Source organism: Paenibacillus radicis (ex Xue et al. 2023) (assembly GCF_024722015.1).
Taxonomy (GTDB): domain Bacteria; phylum Bacillota; class Bacilli; order Paenibacillales; family NBRC-103111; genus Paenibacillus_S.
On record NZ_JANQBD010000058.1, the window covers coordinates 1 to 19,198 of the forward strand.

16 protein-coding genes are annotated in these 19,198 nt (G+C 46.5%); 6 read left to right on the forward strand and 10 right to left on the reverse strand.

The genetic code is table 11. From position 1 onward, the window contains the following. Nucleotides 1-1,158: 1,158 nt before the first annotated feature. The 4 genes from phnE (NV381_RS37395) to NV381_RS37410 form a co-directional block, all read right to left on the reverse strand. Nucleotides 1,159-1,953 carry a phosphonate ABC transporter, permease protein PhnE gene (gene phnE, locus NV381_RS37395; RefSeq protein WP_258218340.1) on the reverse strand — a complete coding sequence of 265 codons (795 nt, stop codon included), beginning with the start codon at nucleotides 1,951-1,953 and terminating at the stop codon, nucleotides 1,159-1,161. Then, nucleotides 1,950-2,744: a phosphonate ABC transporter, permease protein PhnE gene (phnE, locus tag NV381_RS37400; RefSeq protein ID WP_258218341.1), complete on the reverse strand. Its 795-nt coding sequence runs from the start codon at nucleotides 2,742-2,744 to the stop codon at nucleotides 1,950-1,952. The genes phnE (NV381_RS37395) and phnE (NV381_RS37400) overlap by 4 nt, the downstream gene beginning before the upstream one ends. Then, nucleotides 2,744-3,514: a phosphonate ABC transporter ATP-binding protein gene (gene phnC, locus NV381_RS37405; RefSeq protein ID WP_258218342.1), complete on the reverse strand. Its 771-nt coding sequence runs from the start codon at nucleotides 3,512-3,514 to the stop codon at nucleotides 2,744-2,746. Before phnC ends, phnE (NV381_RS37400) begins: the two co-directional genes overlap by 1 nt. A gap of 97 nt (nucleotides 3,515-3,611) precedes the next feature. Further along, nucleotides 3,612-3,989 (reverse strand): Hpt domain-containing protein, encoded by a 378-nt coding sequence (locus NV381_RS37410; RefSeq protein ID WP_258218343.1) that lies wholly within the window; start codon nucleotides 3,987-3,989, stop codon nucleotides 3,612-3,614. 273 nt (nucleotides 3,990-4,262) lie between these two features. Here NV381_RS37410 and NV381_RS37415 point away from each other — a divergent pair, with 273 nt between their 5' ends. Further along, nucleotides 4,263-4,679 carry a response regulator gene (locus NV381_RS37415; RefSeq protein WP_258218344.1) on the forward strand — a complete coding sequence of 139 codons (417 nt, stop codon included), beginning with the start codon at nucleotides 4,263-4,265 and terminating at the stop codon, nucleotides 4,677-4,679. Between the two features lie 88 nt (nucleotides 4,680-4,767). Here the strand turns inward: NV381_RS37415 and NV381_RS37420 are convergent, their stop codons facing one another. From NV381_RS37420 to NV381_RS37440, 5 genes are all read right to left on the reverse strand, one after another. Continuing rightward, on the reverse strand, nucleotides 4,768-5,538 hold the full coding sequence (locus NV381_RS37420) for an ABC transporter permease (protein WP_258218345.1): 771 nt from the start codon (nucleotides 5,536-5,538) through the stop codon (nucleotides 4,768-4,770). Continuing rightward, a complete protein-coding gene (locus NV381_RS37425; protein ID WP_258218346.1) occupies nucleotides 5,531-6,556 on the reverse strand; it encodes an ABC transporter ATP-binding protein in 1,026 nt (341 codons plus the stop codon). The genes NV381_RS37420 and NV381_RS37425 overlap by 8 nt, the downstream gene beginning before the upstream one ends. An 87-nt stretch (nucleotides 6,557-6,643) precedes the next feature. Next, a complete protein-coding gene (locus NV381_RS37430; RefSeq protein WP_258218347.1) occupies nucleotides 6,644-7,450 on the reverse strand; it encodes a uroporphyrinogen-III synthase in 807 nt (268 codons plus the stop codon). Between the two features lie 123 nt (nucleotides 7,451-7,573). Then, on the reverse strand, nucleotides 7,574-8,479 hold the full coding sequence (locus NV381_RS37435) for a YitT family protein (protein ID WP_258218348.1): 906 nt from the start codon (nucleotides 8,477-8,479) through the stop codon (nucleotides 7,574-7,576). Further along, nucleotides 8,454-8,690, reverse strand: coding sequence for a hypothetical protein (locus tag NV381_RS37440; protein ID WP_258218349.1), 237 nt, complete (start codon nucleotides 8,688-8,690; stop codon nucleotides 8,454-8,456). Before NV381_RS37440 ends, NV381_RS37435 begins: the two co-directional genes overlap by 26 nt. A gap of 207 nt (nucleotides 8,691-8,897) precedes the next feature. Here NV381_RS37440 and NV381_RS37445 point away from each other — a divergent pair, with 207 nt between their 5' ends. From NV381_RS37445 to NV381_RS37460, 4 genes are all read left to right on the forward strand, one after another. Next, the gene (locus NV381_RS37445; RefSeq protein ID WP_258218350.1) at nucleotides 8,898-9,269 is read left to right on the forward strand and encodes a hypothetical protein; all 372 of its coding nucleotides are present in this window, start codon (nucleotides 8,898-8,900) and stop codon (nucleotides 9,267-9,269) included. Between the two features lie 175 nt (nucleotides 9,270-9,444). After that, entirely contained in the window at nucleotides 9,445-10,185 is a 741-nt protein-coding gene (locus tag NV381_RS37450) for an ABC transporter ATP-binding protein (protein ID WP_258218351.1), read from the forward strand. Nucleotides 10,186-10,191: 6 nt separating this feature from the next. Further along, nucleotides 10,192-11,376 carry an ABC transporter permease gene (locus NV381_RS37455; RefSeq protein ID WP_258218352.1) on the forward strand — a complete coding sequence of 395 codons (1,185 nt, stop codon included), beginning with the start codon at nucleotides 10,192-10,194 and terminating at the stop codon, nucleotides 11,374-11,376. Nucleotides 11,377-11,492: 116 nt separating this feature from the next. Further along, entirely contained in the window at nucleotides 11,493-12,449 is a 957-nt protein-coding gene (locus NV381_RS37460; protein WP_258218353.1) for an alpha/beta hydrolase, read from the forward strand. Nucleotides 12,450-12,647: 198 nt separating this feature from the next. Here NV381_RS37460 and NV381_RS37465 read toward each other — a convergent pair whose 3' ends face one another. Continuing rightward, entirely contained in the window at nucleotides 12,648-18,359 is a 5,712-nt protein-coding gene (locus tag NV381_RS37465; RefSeq protein ID WP_258218354.1) for a choice-of-anchor I family protein, read from the reverse strand. Nucleotides 18,360-18,629: 270 nt separating this feature from the next. On the opposite strand from NV381_RS37465, the gene NV381_RS37470 reads away from it, so the two are divergent. Continuing rightward, nucleotides 18,630-18,845: a hypothetical protein gene (locus tag NV381_RS37470; RefSeq protein WP_258218355.1), complete on the forward strand. Its 216-nt coding sequence runs from the start codon at nucleotides 18,630-18,632 to the stop codon at nucleotides 18,843-18,845. The last annotated feature ends 353 nt before the right edge of the window (nucleotides 18,846-19,198 follow it).

Consider the following 19,198-nt stretch of genomic DNA (forward strand, 5'->3'; position numbering starts at 1 on the left):
TTTTGGAAATATGTACCTACGCTTAGGTGGGGTTGTGTTTTAACTATGTCATGGAAAAACTTTGTGAATTTTCACACGATGATTTACTAAGTTGATGATGTGTAAGGTCTGATGCAACGCTAGTGGAGGATTTCCATCTATTTTCTTTCTTTCTTTCTTTCGGTGGCCGCCCGAAATCCTAGTCTCCCTCCTATTCGAGGCCGCGTGGGGTTCGACCGTCCGCCATGCAATGCCGCAACGCGAACCCGAGATTCGCGCGCGTTGGAAAGCTCTCTCGATGAAGATACATTCGTGTCCTCAAGGTGTCTTTTCTTGCAATATTAGGAAGGTTAACTTCCGCTTCAACTTATAGCCTTCAAATATTGGCTCAACCTCAAAATTAGTACTTGACCCTCCCCCGACCACTAGTCCTCACAAAATCCTGCAAATGCGCAGTTATTTTCCTACCGGAAACGCTGTAGAGAGAACAAACCTGCAAAAGTACATCAATTTTCATGGAAAACGCTCCGGTTAAGCTAAGAATGAAAAAATAAATGCACATTTGCATGAATTCAATGAGACTTCGGATATACCGGCCAAAGGCTGTATAAATGCAGGTTTCTGGCAGCATGCAGTGGCTTCAAGTCGAATAAATTCGAATAAAGTCGTGTGCGCTGTCATTACCTTTTTTAAGTTTTTGTCTAGGGCCAGGCTGGACACGGAGACGAAATCGAATGACTTCGTCAAGCGCTGATTTCGGTTTTGAGTCCAAATATTATAAGAAAAGCTTCATTCGAATCCCTTTCGATGAAGATACATTCGTGTCTGAGCGGTAGCTTTTCTTGCAATATTAGAAAGGTGAACCTCCGGTTCAAACTTATACTTTCTAAATATTATAAGAAAAGCTTCTATTCGAAGCCCTCTCGATGAAGATACATTCGTGTCTGAGCGGTAGCTTTTCTTGCAATATTAGAAAGGTGAACCTCCGGTTCGAACTTATATTTCTAATATTATAAGAAAAGTTTCTGAACAAAGCCCCTTAGAGGAAGATACATTCGCGTTTAAGTTGTAGCTTTTCTTTGCAATATCTGACTTCTTCAGCTCCGCTGAAACTTATAAAGTCTGTTAATATCAAAAAATCCCGACAACCATTAAGGTTCCCGGGATTTCATCATTTAATTAAACCAGTCTTCTGCGGATATACCCTGAGATCAGGTCAATAATCGTAACCATAACAACTACGCCGAGCAAAATGATACCAACTCTGTTCCAACTACGCGCATCCAGCGCGAATATTAGCGGAGTACCAATCCCCCCAGCGCCAATAACACCAAGGATAGCCGCGGAACGAATATTGATTTCAAAACGGTATAAAGCAAATGAGAAGAAGTCCGGCAGTACTTGCGGAATTACGGCAAACCACAATGTCTGCAGCTTGTTAGCTCCGCATGCAATAAGCGCTTCTCTTGGTCCTCTGTCTAGATTCTCAATAGCCTCGGAGTACAGCTTACCAAGCATACCTATGGAGTGAACCCCTAAAGCCAGCGCCCCGGCATAGGAACCTGGTCCAACAGCCTTAATAAAGATAATCGCCATGACGACTTCCGGAAACGTCCGGATCAGGCTTAGCATAAATTTACCGCTGCTGGTTGCCCAGCGTCCTTTTCCTTTGTTGCTAGCCGCCCAGAAAGCAAACGGAACGCACAAAACTGCTGATATAAACGTACCCAGCACAGCAATTGCCGCCGTTTCCAGAAGCCCTCGAAGCAAGTCCTCTCCTTCAGGCAAATACACATAACCCCAATCCGGGTTAAGCAAACCACGAAGAATTGCCTTCGATACTTGTCCGGCTGTTTCTTTAATCCCTGTAAACTCGATTCCCGTAAAAGCCCAAACGCAAATAATAACAAAAAATAATGTAACCGACCAATGGCGGATGCGGGTACCAACATTCTTTTTTAAAGTATCCGTCATAGCAGTCTCTCCCGTAACTTAGTACTGACATAATCAATAATTAGCACGACTACAAGAGTAAACAAGATAATCGTGGACGCCTGATCGTAACGAAGCCGATCCAAGGAACGCTGAAGGATCAACCCGATCCCCCCAGCTCCTACAAACCCGAGGATAGCTGCCGCTCTGACATTCACCTCAAACGTATACAGAACGTAAGCAGCAAATTGAGCCATTACTTGCGGCACAACACCGAATTGAATCCATTGAAGCTTATTAGCCCCCACTGCCGTCATTGCCTCCAACGGACCTGGGTCGATAGATTCAATAGATTCATAAGTCAGCTTGGACACAAGTCCGAATGAAAAGAAAGCTAGTGCAATCGCTCCGGCCAGAGCTCCATAACCTACAATTGCTGCGAACACACCGGCAAACATGAGATCCGGAATAGTCCGTACGAGATTCAGTATAAACCGCGAAATAACCCCCAGAACAGGAACGCGGGTTACATTTCGTGCCGCAAGAAAAGAAATCGGGATTGCAAACAGCGACCCGATAACTGTACCGATGATGGCCATGCGAATGGTTTCCAGCATTGGTTCATATATGGTGCTTAAATAACTCCAGTTGGGTGGATACATATCCTGAAACAGCTTGCCCATCTCCGGAATGCCTTCGATAAGCTCAATTAGTGAAGCATCGGTCTTATAGGCGCTTCCAACCAGTAGCAGGAGCACCAAGATGATAGAAAGAGTTGGTTTCAGTGATGACGGCTTTTTGAGCAAATCTGGGCCACGATCGGATGAAGACATCAGGCTTCCCCCCCCAATAGCTCATCCTTCTTGATTTCGCGTCCATAAATTTCCGAGAACTTATCATCCGTCGCTTCCGATACAGGACCGTCAAATACTACCTTTCCTGCACGCAAACCAATAATTCTTGTTGCATACTCACGTGCCAAATCGATAAAGTGAAGATTGACGACTGTAGTGATCCCCAGGTCCTGATTGATCCGCTTCAAATCATCCATAACCTGACGCGTTGTTAAAGGATCCAAAGAAGCTACAGGCTCATCAGCCAATATAATTTTGGCCTCCTGCGCCAAGGCGCGCGCAATGGATACACGCTGCTGTTGACCCCCTGAGAGCTCATCAGCACGAGCGTAGGCTTTCTCACGAATATTAACACGCTCCAGAGCTTTCAGTGAAAGTTCAAGATCATGTTTAGGAAACAGTCCGAGCAAAGTCCTCCATGTGGAATGATACCCGACACGGCCAGACAGCACGTTGCGAAGTACAGAAACGCGCTTAACCAAATTAAAGCTTTGGAAGATCATACCGATATCGCGGCGCATACGGCGAAGCTCCACTCCCCGAGCTGCAGTTAGCGATTTTCCGTCAATTAGAATCTGACCATCGGTTATTTCATTTAAACGGTTCATGGAGCGCAGAAGCGTCGATTTCCCCGCTCCTGACAATCCTACAATTACAACAAATTCCCCGGGCTGAATCGTTAAATTGATATTGCTTAGACCCACGGTCCCATTGGGATAAACCTTGGAAACATTTTGAAATTCAATCATGGAATAGGCCGTTCTCCTCTTGATATATTTGGTATACAAACAATGATTCGACACAAATGTCGGTTTTCCTTTTTCTAAAGCCTATCTCCAAGAAACCTTAATTTTCCTTATCCATCTCACGATAAAGCTCCTTAAATAATTGTTCCAGAAATTGAATCATTGTGCGAAGAGTTTCTTCTGTCCAAGCATCCAAATGTTGTATACTGTAAGAGTCTGCAGCTTCACTGAGCTGGTGAATACCCTCACATCCTACAGTTAAGGCAACGCCTTTGAGCGTATGGGCATACCGGTACATGCTTTCTCCCAGTTTACCATTAGCTTCCGATTCCCTATGTGAATCATTTTGTTCCCATAAGGCAATGTTTTCCTTTAGCTCTGCGGCTCGCTGGTAGGCATCCTGGAGAAACAACTTTTTAGTTTTCTCAAGAATAGCCTTCATCCGCCGCTCCCTATCCTCTTGAGACATAGACATCATATTCAACTCCTAACTATATAAGAAAAGCTTCTATTCGAAGCCCTCTCGATGAAGATACATTCGTGTCTAAGTTGTAGCTTTTCTTGCAATATCAGAAAGGTGAACCTCCGGTTCAAACTTATACTTTCTAATATTATAAGAAAAGCTTCTATTCGAAGCCCTCTCGATGAAGATACATTCGTGTCTTAGCGGTTGCTTTTCTTGCAATATCAGACTTCTTCAGCTCCGCTGAAAACTTATAAGTCTAAAATTATAAAAAGGAAGTGTCCCCTAATGGCAACCAAGCATATCGCACTTATTGATGACAGCTCACCGTTCTGCCTGCTGGTAAAACAAATATTCGAAGATCAGTATGAAGTGGATAGATACTCGTCGGCTGTTGATTTTCTTTCGGTAATTTCGAGGATTACCCACTACGATCTCATCTTGCTTGACATTAATCTTCCTCAAATGGATGGACTTGAGGCTTTAACCAAGCTCAAGTCACTTAGCAAGACCCGATCCATTCCCATACTTTTATTAACCGGCGATACACGTAAGGATACGGTTGTACGCGGCATTAAGCTTGGGGCGCAGGGCTATATAGCTAAGCCGATTGATCCGCTGCTGCTGGAAGAAAGAGTAACTCAGCTGCTCGAGGATCCTTCTTCCCAAGCCCCTGCCGCTGTATGCAATGAGTCACCCGAATAATTGCCAAAAACAACCAAGGCAGCAGCGTAACTGATTATTCGCTCTCATGCGCTTGGTCGTTTTTTTAATATCCATTTTTAATTTACTGTTAGCCCGCCACATCTCTTTTTGTAAATAGAAGCCATGCGGCGCCGTAGAATAAAACCCAATAAGCAATCAGCATGCTAACTGAAAAGCCCAAAGTCATTCCTTCAACCAATGGTTTTCCGCCCATAAAATAAGGAGACAGATCAGTATTAGCAAACAGCAAGTATTTTGCCCATGTGTATCTAAGGCTTGCAAGTAATAATACTACACCATTCGCAGTAAACATGAGCAGCATAGACAATCCGATAGCCAATGAGCTGCTGCGGAAAGCAGCGGAGATCATGAACGCCAATGTAACGGACATCAGCAGATCCACCCATTTCAACCCGTACACCCGTAAAATATTCGATAGAGCATCCTGCTCGGTGATTGTACCACTCAGGCCGAAAAACAGCAGTCCTACAAAATAGGAGGTAATGAACAAAACGAGCAGCAGTGTAATGAGGAAAATAAACACAGATACGTACTTGGCCGCTAAAATTTTAGCACGGGTCACTGGACGAATCAACAGAAGCTTAATGGTACCCCATGTAAACTCGGAGGCCACACTATCCCCGGCAATAATAACCGAGAAAATAAAGACAAGCCATGTCAAACTTGTACTCATCCCGAGGAAAGGAAAAGCATGATTTACGCCTAAATCCATTGCATATTTCATCATCAATGCCATTGACAGGACAGCCAAAACCACAATGCCCAGCATGACCCACGTCCGGGTGCGGCTATATATTTTCATCTGCTCATTTTGTACGTGCCGAAAAAAGCTAGACAATTTGATTCCCCCTCGTCACCTCTAGGAATTGATCCTCCAAGGATTTGCTGTGCGTATGGATACCGTATACCCGCACTGCTGCGGAAACCAAGCGCTTGTTCAACTCAGCAATATCGTCGCGCCCTCCGTTCAAGCGCACCGTCAATATGCCAATCTCATTCTCTGCAATGACCGCTACTGCCGGCGCTGTCTCACCAGAGCTCCCTGATGGTTTCGTACCTTTAATTGCCGGCGCTTGTGATGACGGACTCCAGCTCACTGCCTGCTTACCGGCAAAGCCAGTAGCAATTCGCACCGCTTCTTCCCCGTTGTCCACATCGAATTGAACCTCCAGCAGCTTTGACTCGTTCTCCAAATTTTTGAAGGAACGTACATCCAGCAGCTTGCCGTTCTGTATAATCGCTACACGGTCGCACATCAGCTCCATCTCCGAGAGTAGATGGCTTGAAACGATGACCGCAAGCCCTTCCTCTCTGGATAGCTGACGCAAATAATCACGGAGCTCTCGTATGCCTTCCGGATCGAGACCATTCGTCGGCTCGTCCAAAATCAATACATCGGGACGATGCAGGATAGCCTGAGCTACTCCAAGCCGTTGTCTCATTCCTAAAGAGTAAGTTTTCACTTTATCATGTATACGATGCTCTAATCGGACAAGAGCTATAACTTCCTGCAGCCTTTCTTCCGTAATACCTGGAATCATACGGGCAAAGTGCTGAAGATTTTGATAGCCACTCAGAAACTTGTAAAACTCGGGATTCTCTACAATCGCACCTACATGGACCATAGCCTGTTCAAACTGCCTTTTCACACTTAAACCGTTGACCAGTACTTCCCCTTGTGTAAGTGACATCAATCCGACCATCATACGAATTGTCGTTGTTTTACCGGCTCCGTTCGGCCCTAGAAATCCGAACACTTCCCCTGGGAGCACATCGAACGATAGATTATCAACAATCGTTTTGGAGCCAATCCGTTTGGTTACATTACGAAGCTGCACTACAGCGTTTGTATTCATGAGGCCTCCAACAAAAAAAGGATAGGTTAACTTTTCAGGAAAAGTATACCATACCCTTATGATCTGACCAAACAATTATAGGAAAGCTCACTGAATATCGTAATACTGTGCCAGCGATACTATCATGCTGCCCATCCGCTCTTCCACAGGAGCTACGACCCGCTCTATACCTTCATCCCTCAAAGCTTCGGCAGTCACCTTGCCTACGGCTACGGCAACCGCATGCTCCCTGAAGGCTGCAAGCAGCTGCTCAGAGTTCCCTTGTTCCCTGGCATAAGCCATTAGAAAACGAACCTGAGGAGTACTTGTAAAAGTAACGGCATCTACCTCACCTTGTATAATCTCCGATAATAGCGTATCCACCACACTTAATTCTGGAGGAATATGCCTATACGGCAATATCTCGTAGTAATTAGCCTGCTGTTCCTGCAGCCATTTTACGAGCTGCGGTGCATGATCGCCATACAGCTGGAGCGCCACACGGCTTCCGCGCATATCACAGGATTGCAGCTCTCTCAATATGCCGACGGTGGTCCCATCATCAGCCTTGACCGTCGGGTCAAGCTCTAATGTTTTTAAATATTTGAACGTCTTGTAGCCGCGGGCCGCAATCTTCGTCTGTTTCAACCGTTCAATAAAAGCATCGGCCAGCCCCATTCCCTCAGCAGCTTGATACAGCATCTCAGCTCCCATGGATGTAGTAATAATGATCCAGTCCGCACCTTCTTGAAGGAACTTCGTTATTTCCGCTTCTACCTCTTCCTTAACAATGGCCACTGTTCCTTGCGCCGGACGAACCAGCGGAATGCCTCCCAGCTTCTCCACTATAATACTAAGCTCTGCAGCCTTTCTAGGCCCGGTCAGTGCAACCCGTTTTCCTTCCAGCCTCCGCATAATTCCCCCACTCCCCAAATGTCACTTATTCTAACATTAGGCTTTAGTATTTGTAATATATAGTATAGGGGCAAATTGCACAACCAGTAATTGCTTATAGCAAACATAAATTTTTCTTATATGTCAATGAATATCTTTCTTCTTAAAACGTCCGCCCTTCACATCATGAATGTTGCCTACTGCCAAAAATGCCGTAGGATCGAAGTCCTCCACAATAGACTTTAGTTTCGCTTCCTCCAGCCTTGTAATGACACAAAAAATGACTTTTTTATCGCCGCCTGTAAATCCGCCTTCACCATTCAAATAGGTAACCCCCCGGCCCAATCGGCTAAGAATAGCTTCACCGATATCCCGGTACGATTCGCTAATAATCCATACCGATTTGGACTCGTCGAATCCTTCTATGGTGATGTCAATCATTTTAAAAGCTATATAATAGGCTATTAATGAATACATCGCATGATCCCATCCGAATACGAAGCCTGCGCTGCCAAGTATAAACAGATTGAAGAACATTACAATTTCGCCTACTGAAAAGGGTGACTTTTTATTAACCAGAATGGCAACGATTTCCGTTCCGTCAAGCGACCCCCCTGTTCTAATTACCATACCTACGCCTACACCAAGAATAATCCCTCCAAATACAGTTGCCAACAATGGATCAATAGTCAAAGGTGGAACCGGATGCAGCAGCCAAGTACCTAAGGACATGACCAATACGCCAAACAAAGTGGATAAAGCGAATGTTTTTCCAATCTGCTTGTAACCAAGAAAGAAGAACGGCAGGTTAAGAAGAAACAGAAAAATGCCGAGTGGAATCTTTGTCAAATGAGCTAAGATGATGGATATCCCGACAACCCCACCATCAATAATATTGTTTGGTACAAGAAAAATTTCTAACCCTACTGATACGAATCCCGCACCCAGCACAATAAATATGGCCCTCTTTAAAAGCTTAACTCTGGTAGCCCGATTATGCTGCGGTGAAAAATGCTGTGCGGTGTTATTTTGGACTGCATTCCCTGTCATCAGCTTCTCCCCCTTCGTTTTTTGTGTTTCCGAGGCCAAACTCAACGGTTATTTCCAAAATAATAAGATCGATAGCGGATAACTGCCCGCAAATAAATTCTCGCGAGTTCTCCAACTCAGTCATATCCATTTGATTCATCAATGACTGCTTGCGCACTTGAAGCCGTTCCAAGTAATGCTCAATCTTCGATTTGCGGTATGTTTCTGCCATTTTCCCACCCCTCCCAAAAACTCCCTGTAAGGATAGTTTACTTTTTGAAGCCAATCTCAAGTTCCTGCGTTAGCAAAACTAACTTCCCTTACTCTATTGTATTCAAATGTATACAAATATTCAAACTTTTTTTATTAAAAATATATAAATGATTTTCCAAGTTCAGGGCAACCTACAGGTATCAAGGCAAAGGAGCTGTTACATTTTATGAAAAAAATGGTGGTTATCCTTCTTTGTTTCCTGCTTCTCGCCCTAACTTCCGGATGCACAAATAAAAAAACGCAGCAGCAATCAGGTGCTAACAAAAGCAAAAACAGCAGCCAAAAGGCACAGAGCCAAAAGCAAGACAAGCCTATCGATACAGAGCTTCAATCTCAGATGAAAATGTACAAGGATATTAAGCAGTACGAATTCAAAGAGGCTGAAACCCAGCGTAAGCTGGACAAGCAGCAGCTGAAAAAGCTGCAAAAAGCACAGGAAAGCAATGGAGCGCAAAGCGGCGGGGGAAACAATAAGAGCCAGAGCAATCAAAAGAGCAATCAAAATCAAAATCAAGATAAGAAAAAGGAGAATAAATAAGAGGGCACCTTGTCAACATCCGCCAGAAGCAAGTAACATTCATAAATCTAAGGCCATCGCTTCGTACACTAGAAGTTGGATGGCTTTTTTGAGTACTGCCATGCGCGAAACTGGAAAACCGCCGCCATTTCAGCTAGTCTAATAAGAAAGAGATTGAGTGTGAGGAGGAACACATGTGAAACCGATTCTGGAAGTGGAAGCTGTTACCGGTGGGTACAGCCGACTTCAGCCTGTCCTGCATAACCTGTCGTTTCATGTACAGCCTGGCGAAATGGTAGGCTTAATTGGATTGAATGGTGCGGGTAAAAGCACTACAATCAAGCATATTCTAGGATTGATGACGCCTCATCAGGGGGAGATCCGCTTAAAGGGTCAGCGTCTGGCGGAATCACAGGAGCAATACAGGAAGACATTTGCCTACGTGCCGGAAAGCCCGCTCTTATATGAGGAGCTAACTGTCCGTGAGCATTTGGAATTAACTGCGAGGGCATACGGTATCGACCGTAACACCTATGAGCAGCGTTCGGCTCCATTGCTGCAGCAGTTTCAGATGGACACTCTTACAGAGAGGCTTTCTTCGCATCTCTCCAAAGGCATGCGTCAGAAGGTCATGATTCTGTGCGCCTTCATTGTCCAGCCCGAGCTCTATATAATAGATGAGCCGTTTCTTGGTCTCGACCCGTTAAGCATGCGTTCTCTGTTGGAACTAATGGTAACCGTAAAGCAGAGCGGTGCCGCCATTCTTATAAGCTCCCATATTTTAGCTACTATTGAACGTTATTGTGACCGTTTCCTCGTTCTGCATCAGGGGAAGCTGATAGCTTCAGGAGATGTAGATGCACTCCGCGATGTTGCCGGCATGCCTGCCGCTGCACCGTTGGACGACGTTTTTTGCGATTTGGTGACAAGGAGCTGACCATCTTTGATTGATTTGCATGCTTTATACCGGAGTCGCGCGTCACTGTTTTTCAAAGAAATTCGTCCCTATCTTCAGTACGCAATGCAAAGCGCAGCCATGGCTGTTGTCGTCGGCTTTCTGCTTTTCTCTATCGGTTATAAACAGTTCTTGCAATGGGTTACGCCTGACTTTCCTTGGCAACTGTTATCCGCCGCCGTTATGCTCCCTGCTCTTGCTGGCGGACGAATCCGTACCTACTTGCAGGAAGCCGATACTTTGTTCCTCCTGCCTCAGGAAAGCGGAATGAAAGCCTACCTTAAAGCAGCCATGAACCGTGCGTTAATCGCACAGCTAGCAGCCGTAGCGGCCGTCTGGTTAATCATCTGGCCTCTCTACCACAAGCTTGCCGCCTCGAACGGCTGGATGTTCTTACTATTGCTGATCGTTTGGTGCGTGTATAAAAGAATCATGCTGTTCGGAAAATGGACCGAGCTTCAAATACAAGAGAAACGGACAAGGCTCCTCTTTCAAATGATGAGATGGATCCTAAGCGCCATTGCCGCGTACTGCGTCATAGCCAGCAAACCGGCTGTAGGCATCTTGCTGCTGTCGCTTCTTGCGATTGCTTATCTTGGTTTACTGCGGCTTCCCAGACAGCACATTGTGAATTGGAGCTTGTTAATCGACATTGAGCTGCAGCATAAAGCAAGTATTTACCGCATCTTGAATTGGTTCGTCGACGTGCCTTCCGTCCAAGGTAAAGCAAGGAATGTACGCGGCTTGGACAGAATCGCCAGATGGATTGCTTTTCGACAGGATCATACCTACTCCTATTTGTACACTCTTGTATGGCTGCGCTCGGAGCTGTTCGGAATTACTATGAGATTAACGCTTATCGGCATCCTTTTGCTTGCAGCCGTTCACAATGATATAGCACTGGCGTCCATTTATTTGGTATTTACGGTTATTAGCGCACTGCAGTTATCCGAGATGAAGCTTTACTATCACGAACATGTATGGCAGCATATATACCCGATACGCTTGGAGCAGCGGAAACGTTCGGTCAGCTTTATCAGGTACCGCATTCATCTGGGTATCCTTATCCTGCTTGCTATTCCTTGTCTCTTTACGTTTTCCAACCCGTTATGGGCTTTAGCCTTATTGCTGGTTGCCGCTGTTTCCTCTGGGCTTTACCACCGTTTTCGTTAAACCGGTCTAGTCCCTAATCGAATATCACACAGAACCTACTTTTGCCTGCGAGCGGCTTGTCGTATAATAAGAGGGACCTTTTACTATAATGAGCTACTAGGAAAGGAATTACTTCCATGCGACCAACTCCCGCGATTACCAGAGCGGCACGCCCTCGCGGTGCCCGATCCAAAAAACTATTATGGACTTTTGTCCTGCTATTGCTCGTACTGGCAGTAGCTAGCGTCACCATTTCCACCTATGTCGGCTGGAAGCTTACTCACCCCGAACACAAGGCATTAACCGATAGCCCAGACAAATACGGATTATCGTTTGAGCCGGTGGAATTTGAGAGCCGCAATAAAGATGTTAAGCTAAAGGGCTGGTTTATCCCAGCTTCAGACACCTCTACTCCTGCAAAAATGAACATCATATTCGCTCACGGCTACCGGGAAAATCGACTCCAATCAGGAGCTGAAGCCCTTAAATTAGCCAAAGAACTTGCAGCACAGGGTTATAATGTGTTAATGTTCGACTTCCGAAATTCAGGCGAGTCGGAGGGCAATTTAACTACGGTAGGCTATTTGGAGAAATTCGATCTATTGGGGGCTATCGATTGGACCCGTGCCCATCATCCAGAGCCGATTGCTTTGCACGGTTTCTCTATGGGAGGTACCGTCGCTCTTCTTGCGGCTGCTGAGGACCCACAAATCGCAGGCGTGGTAGCGGACAGTCCATTTAACCATCTGACCCGCTATTTGGAAGATAATCTGCCTGTCTGGTCGAAGCTGCCCAACTATCCGTTCACCCCGTTAATTCTCGGCATTCTGCCGCCTTTAACCGGGATTGTGACGGATCAGGTCGATGGCTTGACTGCTGTGGATCGTATCTATCCACGACCTGTATTGTTTATTCATTCTGCTGAGGACGCTTCTATCCCTTATCAGAACAGCGAATCGATGTGGGAGAAGCATAAGGACCGCTTCCAAATATGGAAACCTTCCGCAGGTCGTGAGCATGTACGAGTCCATGCCAAGCTGGCAGCGGAATACGAAAGCAAAGTTTTGGAGTTCTACAAGAGCTTGCAGCGTTAAGATCTTTGGAATCGACTGCTTCATTAGGTGGTTCGGAAGGTTCGGGATAAAAATTCCCCACAAAGTGGGGGCTTGCTTCGAAGTTGATTCAGATACTTTGCGGGGAGCGCCGAAACATATAAATTCTATATAGGCAAAAAGGGGCTTCCACTAAGTGGAAGCCCCTTTTCTTTCAGAAACTGATTAATGAATCGACTGTTAATTAATGAATTCCGCTTTTTGCAGAAGACGCTTGACCATGACGGAAGCTTCTGCACGCGTCGCTTGCGCCTTTCCTTCATAGTTGCCCTCCGACTTGCCGTTGGCAATGCCGGCTTGAACGATGGCAGCAACAGCCTCTTTGGCCCATCCTGCTATAGAGCCACTGTCTTTGAACATGTTCAAAGCCTGATCTGCCTGTTGAGAGCCGTTTGACAGCTTTGCATAGCGAAGTGCATTGTTCATCAATACCGCGAGCTCCTCGCGAGTGATCGGTTGATTAGGGCGGAATGTGCCGTCCTCATAACCGGTCAACAGCTTCGCATCAAAAGCTGCGGCAACGGCGCCCTTGAACCAGTCTTTATCGCTAATATCCTTGAATCCGACAGCCTTGCTATCATCAAGACCGAGCGACCTGACAATGATGGCCGTGAATTGCGCTCTAGTAATATTGCTGTCGGGCTGGAATTGATTATCTGATGTTCCTTGCACAATAAGCTTGGATGCCAACAGCTCGACATCGGCTTTGGCCCAATGAGCGGCCGTATCCTGGAAGCTTTGGCGATGCTCAACAACCGTATACAAGCTGTTACCGTTACGCTTCAGAGTCGCAACCCATTTACCATCTGTAAGGGTAAATACGGATGGCACAAATCTTAACTCGCCCGTCGGGGTCAGCATCACACCTGTACTTTGTTCAGGTTTCAGATCGGCAGCTTCAACACTGATAGTCCTGTTGACGAAAGTACTTCCGAAATTCGTAACGGATTCTGTCTGCCCATTTCCAGTTACCGTAACTGCGAAATCTACCGCTTTGGTGAGCGGCTTAGCACCCATCGAAGATGCAACGCCCGACACTTCCGAGCTCTGACGGTCATTTGCTGTTGTCATAGTAATGCGGATCTCCAGCTTATCCGTTGTTGTCTTCAGCTTAGTGGACAAAGCTGCAAGATCAAGTGTGCCAATAGGCAGCGAGTAGGATCCAGTGGAGCTGGCAATAACGAGCGTAGCATTACGGTTTTTATCTGCAATCGCAAGCAATGCATCACCAGGAATTTGAGCTACCACCGCAGCAGCGTCACCTGACTCAATACGAACGATAACTTTGTCTTGGCTCAGCTCCAATGCCTTGCGAATATCATCAAGCTTAACCGTTACATTAGCCTGTACTCTGCCGTCCTCAGTTTTACCAAGCTCCGGCTTAATCGCAATACCACCGTCTGCTACTGTGGCAGGAGTAGGCGACGGCACGGAAGATGAACCTCCGGAGCGGTGATTATTGCTTGGGTTGCTTGGGTTGCCGGTTTCGGTTGGCTTAGCTTGCTGCACTATCCTGCCTTCGACAGCCGGTGTGACTGTGCCTCCCAATAAGCTTACGTAATTGATGAAGTTTTCGTAATCCGGATAACCCAAATCTTCATGATAAGCTCCATTAGTGACAGCTTGAGCAAATGATGCATAACCATCACCGCCAGTGGCCATAAAGCTGTTGGTCGCTATCCGGTAAGTTGCCGTCAAGCTCAGCGGCTCGTATGACGTTTCTTTTTTGATCTGTACATCAAAGACGCGGCTGCCTGCCGGTTGACTCGGGTCCCACTTGAACTTTAGGCCGGCCACTTGCGGGAATTTACCCGGCAAATCAGCAAGAGTAGCACCGCTTACTCCATTCTCCAAACCATCCAGCAGCTGCTGTCCCGTGACATCGAGAATGTATAATGTGTTGCCAAACGGTATTACTGTTCTTACTGATCCCATCGTAATGTCGCCTTCTGGGATCGAAGCTCGGATACCGCCTCCGTTCTGAATAGCGATTTGCGCACCTTTCAGTTCTTTCCCCTTCGAAAGCATACCATCGGCTATAAAGTTGCCCAGATTCGTTTCTTTAGCGCGGACATTCACGCGCTCGCCGTCAAGCATTACCGTTGTTTTACCGATAATTTGATTTTTTAATACATCGAGCTCCGCATTGTAGCCTGCCAGCTTCGCCTTGGCGGCAGCATCTTCAGCAACCGCTGCAGTGACTGGCTCCAGCTTGCCTTTTGTAAATTCAGATGATGTGATGACATTGCCGTGGCTGTCAAATGTAACATCGACGCGGCCAAGAAATTTGCCCCACTCATTTGCCTGAACGATCACAGTTGGAGTCTGTTTTACGCTATCCGTTACAATTTCAGGTGCATCCAGCTTCGTATGTGTGTGACCACCAACGATTAGATCGATACCCTCTACAGCAATCGCAAGATCCTTGTCACGTGCATAACCCAAGTGGGATAATGCGATGATCGTATTGATTCCTTCTTTTTCCAATGCTTTAACTGTTAGTTCTGCTGAAGCTGCTGCCGCATTGAACACAACATCTTTGCCCGGGCTGGATGTTTCCTTCGTATCCTCTGTTGTGAGCCCGAATACACCGACCTTATGACCGTCTCCCGCATCCAATATTACATACGGGTATACACCTGCGGAAGCTGTAGTCCGCATACCGCCTTTACCATAGGTATTGAGAGTTACCGATGACTTAAGAAGCGGTTGAATGTTGGCGTCTTTGGAAAAATCAATATTCGAACTGACCAGCGGGAAATTCGCATCTTTCACGAAATTGGCGAGCACAGCCGTTCCTTGGTCGAATTCATGATTGCCGAACGTCATAGCGTCATAGCCCATATCATTCATGAAGCCCAAATCCGCTTTACCCAACCACTTCGTGAAGTACAGATCGCCCGAAAATACATCCCCTGCATCCAGGAGAATACTGTTTTTCGACTCTGTACGAACTTGTTTAACCAATGTTGCGCGCCGCGCTGCATCCGCCAAATGTGCGTGCGTATCATTGGTATGCATGACGGTAAGCGTCCAGCTCTCTCCGCTGCCAGCCGGCAACACCTTCACGTTTGCTTCGGCCACGCCGTAACCGTCTGCGCTTGTTGCTGTAATGACTGCCATTCCTACTTTAACTGGCGTAACAGTTCCGTTCGAGTCAACCGTTGCTACGGGAACATTGGAAGACTTCCAAGTTACAGTTGCGGCAGTTCCGCCGACTGGCGCTACTGTAGCGTTCAGCTTCGCAGCTGCTGCACCTGCTTCAAGAGACAGTGATGTTTTGTCCAACGTTACCTTGGTTACATTTAGCTGCAATACTGCAACGGTACCACCGACTTCGTTAGCTACTAGCAGCAAAGGCAGTCCTGTTGGGCTAGCAGTTGCCGGTATGAATTCGATGCCCTCCGGAGCAGAATCCGACAGTACATTTGTAAAATCACGTGTGTTGATGTAGTTGAAGAACACAGGATGTGCAGGGTCGGTTACATCATAGGTCATAATGCCCCCGATCCGTTCAAGGCCGACAAATGCGAACACTTTCTCGCCAACCACACCGATCTTAATATCCTCGGGCTCCGGTCCCTTCTTCGTGCTGCGGCTGTCCAATGTAGCGTTACTATTGCTTGCGTTAAAGTATTTCGGCAGGCGCTGTGAAGTGATTTTCTCAAAGTCATTGCCGCTGTCAAATACCTGCTCCATCGTATCCGCATTCCATACGGAGAATGACCTGCCACCGTACATAAATATGCCGCTATTTCCCATGTCACTGGCCACTTCTACTTTATCGTATTTCGTAGCATTGGCAGGGTCGCTCAGAAATTTACCGGCAGCTGATGTAGGATCCAGCAAACCCTTCATATCTTTGATTGTCGATCCGTTCTTGCGGCCCGGCCAATCCGTAACGTCCCCTTCATTACCGGTAAACAGATAGGTTTTACCGTTAACCGCGTAAGATGCAATGCCGTCCGGCATGTACATGCCGTTGAACGGAACGTTCTCCAAATTGATCTTGCTGTCATTTAGCAGATCCAAGGCATTTATCGGATTATTCAAATCCTTATAGCCCAGTCCTTTGACTGCCAGTACTTTCTTAGCCGCGATGTCAACAACAGCTACCGCATTGTTTTCCTGCAAGGAGACATACGCTTTCGTATTGTCAGCGGAAAGCGTGATATACTCCGGCTCAAGATCTCTAATCGCGTCGGCTTTTGTGCCGCTGCCGGTAATCATGCCGGTAACTGGATCAGAAGCGCCGCGAATATGAACCTTATCGTCTATCACGGATGGATCATTGAACTTTACACGAGTGACCGTGTCCGTTGTTGTATCGACGATAGTAATGCTGCCTTCCGGGTCCTTGCCTTGAACCCGAGGCTCGCCCTCATCGGCTGTAAGCACATAGCGGCCATCAGGAGTTGATTTGATCATATCCGGTTGTACGCCAGCTTCGTATGATTTGATCAAAGCTCCATCGTAGTTCAGCATTAGAATTTTGCCGTTCTTCATTGAATCTTTTTCCTGTACAGATACAAACACCCGCTTCGTTGCCGTGTTAATATCTACACTGGTCAAGTCTCCATACATAAAACCGCCAGATTCAGACAAATCTTTAACAGCGACACTTCTGTCTTTAGACATTGAACCGCCTGTCGTCAATTTGACTATGTCCAGGGTTGGCGGATTGCCGGAGCCGTTAACGATATAAAACTTTCCGTTATCCTTGTTATATTTGACGATTTCGGCTACACCGCCATCGGCATTGGTTTGGCCTACGGAATATTCGCCGATCTTCGTAACACTCATCTTATCCGGGATAGCTCCGGTTATGACATTAAGTGCCAGCGTTTTGCCGCCCCAAGACAACGGGCTGGAAGGGCCGTAAACGGAATCGTAGACGGAAACGGTAACTGTCTTCGATCCTTCCGTGCCCGCTGCCGGTGCTCCTTCAATTACACCGCTCGTTGCATTGATGGCAAGTCCTGCGGGAAGCCCTGTAGCTTTATATGTATAAGGCGGTTTACCTCCGGTTGTTGCAATAACGGCGGAATAAGGCAGGCCAAGATAGGAGTCCGCTAACGTCTCAGTCATGACAGTAACATTAGGGAACCATTCTCCATAGGAGCCATAACGCGGTTCATTTACTTTGATGACTAGTTCATTCGCAGTACTGTAATCGATTTGTTGAAAATCGGTTTTATTGTTATCGTTATCCGTCAAATTTTTACGGCGAAGCGCATTTTTCTTGGATGTACCTTCCAATGAACCGGATGGGTACGCGGTTTCATAGCCGTCAATATCGCTACCTGTATCATTGCTTCCGGTTCCCAGCATATCCACATAGCCAGCAAGCTTGTTAGTAAACGGATTGGCTTCTGTCAGAGTCGATTGATTGCTAATCAACGCAACCTTAAGGCCTTTGTTGTTGATATAACGGTTTATACTAAAGTCGCCTTTATTCGTAAGATCCAGCTTCAGGTTACCTGAAGAAGCACCGGTTGCCTTCCCAATAATCAAGAATGAGGAGTGCGCTTTAATAGTACCCGTTAAATTAAACTTTTCCCACGCCTTCGTTGCACCGGTTTTGCTTGAATCCCCACGGTCCGCATATTGCAAAGACCAGCTGCTTAAATCTACGTTGCTGTCTGTTGGATTGTATAATTCAATAAAGCCATTGGAAGAGTAGGTTCCGGTAGTATCGGTGTCCAATCCTCCCCCGTACACCTGATTGATGAACACATGCGGAACTGTCACGTCATAGCTTCCGTTCGCTTTGTACGGCGTTCCCGCTAGCGGTGCAGCATCCGCCTGTGCTGAGACAGCGGCAAACAGCGAGCCTGCCAGCATCTCCGCTGCAAGCAGCAGTGAAAGAACTTTATTGCTTCTCTTACTCAAAATACAATCACTCCTTGTTAAAATAGTCCTCGTTACTTTAACAAAGAAGTATAAACTCGAATGCCATATATTATAAAGATATTGTAAATTGGGAAGAATTTCACAGCTGCTGCAGCCTTAGTTCGAAATAAAGCAAATTGTATTCGCATACTTCTAACCAGATAACTAAGAAAAAACTTGGGTCACCGGCTGGGACTTAACTGCAACTTCATATATTGTTGCGTGAGATGGGGTTGGTCTCGGGGTTGGTTGGTTTGGGGAGTGGTTGGTTTGGCGGTTGGTTCGTTTGGCGGTTGGTTCGTTTGCCGGTTGGTTCGTTTGGCGGTTGGTTCGTTTGGCGGTTGGTTCGTTTGGCGGTTGGTTCGTTTGGCGGTTGGTTCGTTTGGCGGTTGGTTCGTTTGGCGGTTGGTTCGTTTGGCGGTTGGTTCGTTTGCCGGTTGGTTGAGTGAGTGGTGGGCTTGCAGCATGTCTGAAATTAAACATTAGTGTGCCGATATTAACGAAACTTGTAACCTCTGGCACCGATTAGTAACTAAACCTGTTAAGCGCTCTTCTTTACAGACATGTAATTGTTCCATAATGAATAAGTGGAAGCAATTAGCGGACGTAATCGTTCCGCTATGGCATGGAAATCATAAAAAACAGAGTGATAGCGTAACAACGGCTTCCGTTATCTCTCGTTTTTGTGCATATTATACATCATTGTCCCCACATAGTCGAGTAGGCGGGGCCTCTCCTTCTCTTGGATTGCGCCCCTTACCCCTCACAGATCCGTACGTGCGCTATTAACGCATACGGCTCTTCACTTCACCATTACAGGTCGACTGACGAACAGGTTC